Origin of the sequence: Klebsiella sp. 141153 (assembly GCF_032601995.1) — a bacterium.
GTDB classification, from domain to species: Bacteria; Pseudomonadota; Gammaproteobacteria; order Enterobacterales; family Enterobacteriaceae; genus Klebsiella; species Klebsiella aerogenes.
Genome location: NZ_JAQIRJ010000022.1, coordinates 1 through 3,631, shown reverse-complemented (window position 1 = coordinate 3,631; position 3,631 = coordinate 1). Strand labels below are relative to the sequence as shown.

General features: G+C 55.2%; 3 protein-coding genes and 2 pseudogenes. All 5 read right to left on the bottom strand.

Translation table 11 applies throughout. The features are described from left to right. On the bottom strand, positions 1–1,529 hold a 1,529-nt coding region (locus PGS10_RS24860), incomplete at its 3' end, for a T6SS phospholipase effector Tle1-like catalytic domain-containing protein (RefSeq protein WP_316423628.1). Then, positions 1,502–2,075, bottom strand: a pseudogene (locus PGS10_RS24855) (DUF3304 domain-containing protein). The pseudogene PGS10_RS24855 and the gene PGS10_RS24860, both read right to left, overlap by 28 nt. Before the next feature lie 177 nt (positions 2,076–2,252). After that, a complete protein-coding gene (locus tag PGS10_RS24850; protein WP_316423626.1) occupies positions 2,253–2,603 on the bottom strand; it encodes a hypothetical protein in 351 nt (116 codons plus the stop codon). Next, entirely contained in the window at positions 2,576–3,145 is a 570-nt protein-coding gene (locus PGS10_RS24845; protein WP_316423625.1) for a DUF3304 domain-containing protein, read from the bottom strand. The genes PGS10_RS24850 and PGS10_RS24845 overlap by 28 nt, the downstream gene beginning before the upstream one ends. Before the next feature lie 219 nt (positions 3,146–3,364). Further along, positions 3,365–3,631: pseudogene (locus tag PGS10_RS24840) on the bottom strand (T6SS phospholipase effector Tle1-like catalytic domain-containing protein); the annotation flags it as partial.

Below are 3,631 nucleotides of genomic sequence, written 5' to 3'. Positions count from 1 at the left end.
GTCTTCGCCCCCGCCTGCTGCGCCCCGGCCTGCTGCCAGGCGTTAAACAGGGCGATCGCCTGTTCGGAGATTTTAAATTGTTTTATAACGGCATTACTCATTACCCGATACTTTTTGCCTTTGGCGCCGCCGGGCAATACCTCCTCAGGTACGCTCAGCGGCGCCCCGGCGTCAAAGGCGGCGGCATACATATCGTGCAGCACAATCTTTGACAGCAGGCTGGCGGCATCGGTCTGCACCTTACCGAGTTCCGTGGGTTTACAGTCGCCGCCGACATCGGCATGCATTCCAGGGTAGACCACCTCCACCGCTCCCGCCGGGTATTTACCGTCCGGACCGCGGATAGAGTCCAGCGGCAGGTCGCCGTGCTGCTCGTGGCCGGCAACAAAGTGGTAGCAGCTTTTTAAAAAACCTTTGGTGGTCGGCAGGCGCAGGCTGTTGGCCGCCCAGCCCAGATGCCCGGTGGCCGACGGCAGGATATGCGGCACGCCAACCGCGGAGACCGTATCCAGCAGCCCCATAAACTCGATACTGATGGGAATGCCCAGCAGGGTCGGGCCGGCGGGTACCACCGTCCCCGCCGGCAGCATATTTGTCGCATCAAGCGGCATTCTGGCGTCATCGAGCAGCGACTCCAGCCCGCGGGCGAAGGCGCGGGCTGTGGCGGCCCCCCGGCAGTAGCCGTAGACAAAGAGCTTGATTTTGGCGATACGCCGCTGCGAGCGCTGGATATGCAGCCGCGTTGGCTGCCGCGGCCACTGGTTAACCACGGCACCCAGATGGTCGTCGCAGAATTTGTCAAGCGCACTTTTACGGTTGAACTTCTGGGTCAACCGCGAGAAGGGCCAGACGGTGGCCATACTTTGCCGATATCTGGTCAGTTCGCTGTCTTTGATCGCGGTTTTGTTCACCGCATAGCAGATGCTGCTGTAGGTTTTAAGCAGCGCCTGGTTGATACGATCCTCACCGCCGTTGGCAAACAGCTCGCCGTCCAGCGAGTAGTGCTCTTCGCCAATCTCAGGAAAGCGCGCCCCGCAGCCGGGAAAGTAGTAACAAAAGAAACCATCGTTATCAGCTGAAAAGCTCTGATCCGTCCAATTGGCCGCATGGTAAAGGCGGCCAATATTGGTCAGCGGCGGATTACGCGAGCCATACACTTCATCAGCACCTTCTTTATTACAACAGGTACCGTCGAAGAACAGGCTGATATGCAGGCTGGCCGGGCAGCCCGGTTCCGTTTTTTTGTCCGATTGATGATCGGACTCTTTAACATACCCCTCCAGGTACTGTCTGGCGTAGTTACCTTCGGTCTGCGTTCTGCTTACCGGCAGGCGCCCGCGCTCGTTGTATTCGGTTTTCTGCTGTGTGGAGTTATCCGCGGGCTTTTTGTCATCCGGCCCGGGAAACTTCGGCGGTAAACTGGCGGCTTCCGCGGTGGAGGCTTTAACCGTAACCGGAGTGGCGCCGGTCTGAAAGGCGGCAATGAGCGCCTTCAGGGCATTCAGCGTGGAGTCTGCATTGTCGGACATACGATCTCCTCCTTGATATGTTTATAAAGTATATTTTTGGCTCTTTCCTTCCAGTCTGGTGGCGATTGGGGTACCGGATATCCCGGTTGCCCCGGTGGTATGCAGGAACGGACTATCCGCACCTTATCGCAGGGGAAAATATGCACATGAAAACCGCAAGCCTGATCCTCCTCCCAGCGTTCGATAGGGACGATAATCGGCCCATGTTTCTGATAGTGAGTCTCATAATCATCGGGCATCTCACTCGATTTCATCCAGGCGTTAGGATCGGAGGTCCAGGTGATTTTTGCCGTCAGGCCCGGCCGCCAGACATCAGGCACCATCACACAGCAGAAGCCGCCGCCCCCCCCCGTAGGAGTTCGCCCTTGGCCCCCCATAACCGTTGACCTCCACCGAAACGATAGCGTCCGGGCCGTGGTTTAACAACGTTATGTCCGCGCTGCTCATCCCGTCGCGACTGTGATCGCGGCAGGCCGTCAGCAGGCAGAGAAAAACGGCGGCCAGCACCGCCAGCCCGCCGGGCAAAATACGGATATGCTTTATCATTGATGTGTCCTTACAAATATAAAGTGATGACTTGTTAATAAATGACGTAATTAAATGCTTTTATTTATGCTAATAGATGCCCCCATATATAACTGATAATGATATTTGTAGCGGTCAAATAAAATGGGCCGCTGCAAATATCAATACTGGTTTCTCATAGACCAGAGCCGGGCAATATTAGTCAGCAGCGAATTGTGTATGCAGGCTGGCGGGGCAGCCCGGCTCCGTTTTTTTGTCCGATTGATGATCGGACTCCCCGACATATCCCTCCAGGTACTGCCTGGCATAGTTGCCTTCGGTCTGCGTTCTGCTCGCCGGCAGGCGGCCGCGCTCGTTGTATTCGGCTTTCTGCTGTGTAGATTTATCGGCAGGCTTTTCTCCCTTTTTATCATCCGGCCCGGGAAACTTTGGCGGTAAGCTGGCCGCTTCTGCGGTGGAGGTTTTAACCGTGACCGGAGTGGCGCCGGTCTGAAAGGCGGCAATAAGCGCCTTCAGGGCATTCAGCGTGGAGTCTGCGGTGTCGGACATACAACTTCCTCCTTGATATGTTTAAAAATAATATTATCTGCTTTTTTATCCTCATCAGGATGAGGAAGTATAGGGTATTTCGGATCTGCGCGACCGTAGCAGGAACGGACTATCCGCACCTTATCGCAGGGGAAAATATGCACGTCAAAACCGCAGGCCTGCCCCTTCTCCCAACGTTCAATGGGGACGGTGATAGGGCCATGGCGCTGATAATATTGCGAATAGTTGTCAGGCATATCGCTCAGTTTCATCCAGGAGTTAGGGTCGGAGGTCCATGTGATTTTTGCCGTCAGGCCCGGTCGCCAGACATCTGGCACCATCACGCAGCAGAAGCCGCCGCCGCCGCCGTAGGAATTCGCCCTTGGCCCCCCGTAGCCATTAACCTGCACCGAAACGATGGCGTCCGGGCCGTGGTTTAAAACGGCTATATCAGCAGCGCTCATGCCGTCGCGACTGTGGTCGCGGCAGGCCGTCAGCAGGCAGAGCAAAACGGCGGCCAGCACCATCAGTCCGCCGGGCAAAATACGGATATGTTTTATCATTGATGTGTCCTTACAAAAGAAATTAAATGCGTCGTTATTAAGAGATGACGTGATGACAGAATTATATTTCTTGCTGATATATATACCTCCCGAATATTTGTGATAATGATATTTGTAGCGGTCAAATAAAATTGGCCGCTACAAATATCTTCAGCTGTATTTTTATATCCGTTCGCGCCTGCACTAATATATCGCCGACATTAATATCTATAATCGCTTTTACCCGCTGGCTTGCGTGGTGGGAATAATATCCAGCAGCGCCACGATACCGGTATGGGCAAAGTCATAACCCCACGCCGCGCGATCCAGACGATCCTTATCGATAAACGGCACTTCTCGCGGCCCTTCGCTTTCCGCGGGCGCCGCCGCCGACGGCAGCGCGCCGGACGATTCATTCAGCGCCTGCTGATAAAAAGGCTTACGCTGATAATACTTATCGGCGTATTGCGGGCTGGCAAAGCGCTCGGTGCGCCAGGCGGTGATCCA